Source organism: Pseudomonas sp. PDM17 (assembly GCF_014851985.1).
In the GTDB taxonomy this organism is placed as follows: domain Bacteria; phylum Pseudomonadota; class Gammaproteobacteria; order Pseudomonadales; family Pseudomonadaceae; genus Pseudomonas.
The window spans coordinates 1-1,251 of the sequence record NZ_JACVAT010000019.1 but is presented as its reverse complement, the minus strand read 5'-3'; the positions used below and the strand labels follow the sequence as shown (position 1 = coordinate 1,251).

The window sequence follows — 1,251 nt, the reverse complement described above, 5'->3', positions numbered from 1 at the left end:
TGGTCTGTCCCGGGCTGAGTGGACACTGACTTAAGGTGGATAATGCCCACCGCAAGGAGTGTTCATGACCCAGACCAGACGACGTTTTCCCGAATCCTTCAAACGCGAGGCGGTAGACCAGGTGCTTGCCGGCACGCCGCTTCGCCATGTCGCCGAGACTCTCGGCATCGCTGAAAGCCTGTTGGGCAAATGGAAACGCCAGTACGAGCAGCAAGGTGACGATGCCTTTCCGGGCAACGGCAAGCAGCGAGGCGAGAGCGCGGAGCTGCGGCGTCTACGCCAGCAACTGGCTCAGGTCACCATGGAGCGCGATGTATTAAAAAAGGCGCTCGCCATCTTCTCGCAGCCCACGAAGTGAAGTTCCGCGCTATCGAGGCGTTGGCCGGTCGCTATCCCGTAGCGCCGATGTGCCGGCTGCTGCGGGTATCCCGCAGTGGCTTCTATGCCTGGCAGCAGCGGCCTCCTTCGGCGAGAGAGATGGCAAATCGGCGTCTGAGCAAAGAGATCCGTACCATCCACCATGAGGTGAATGGGATCTATGGTCATCGCCGAATCAAGGCCGAGTTGGCGGCCATGGGGCATGCGTGTGGTCGCCACCGGGTTGCTCGACTGATGCGCGAAGCCGGTCTGCGCGTTCGCTCGCGCAAGCGCTGGCGGCTGGTTTCCAGCAGTCGTCATGCTCTGCCGATTGCCCCGAACCACCTGGATCGCCAGTTCGTCTCGGATCGCGCCAATCGGCACTGGGTCTCGGACATGACCTACGTGCGGACGGCCCAAGGTTGGCTGTATCTGGCCGTCGTGCTCGATCTCTATTCACGCGCCGTCGTCGGTTGGGCGATGCACCACCGCATGCAGCAGGCCTTGGTACACGCCGCGCTGGAGATGGCCGTTGCACGCCGACAGCCGAAAGAAGAAGTGCTGCTGCACTCGGATCGTGGCAGCCAATACTGCGCGTACGACTACCAGGCTTTGCTCCGGCGACATCGAATCGTGCCCAGCCATTCACGTCCGGGGAACTGCTGGGACAACGCCGCGATGGAGAGCTTCTTCCGTTCGCTGAAGGCTGAGCGGGTGTACCTGACGCGCTATGCCAGCTACCACGAGGCGAAAACCGACCTGTTCGACTACATCCGCTTTTACAATCACCGTCGCCGCCATTCGACGCTGGGCTATCTCAGTCCGATGGAGTTTGAGCGGCGCTATGCGAGCAGTAGCTCTTAACTACCTGTCCACCAGTTCCGGGACAGACCA

1 protein-coding gene is annotated in these 1,251 nt (G+C 61.3%); it reads left to right on the top strand.

Annotation, left to right across the window (positions count from 1 at the left end):
- Positions 1 to 64 precede the first annotated feature (64 nt).
- Positions 65 to 1,221 (top strand): IS3 family transposase gene (locus IB256_RS30455; protein ID WP_395555772.1). Its coding sequence is split into 2 segments (ribosomal slippage): positions 65 to 325 and positions 328 to 1,221, totalling 1,155 coding nucleotides; the frame shifts between segments, so codons are not numbered across the junction.
- The last annotated feature ends 30 nt before the right edge of the window (positions 1,222 to 1,251 follow it).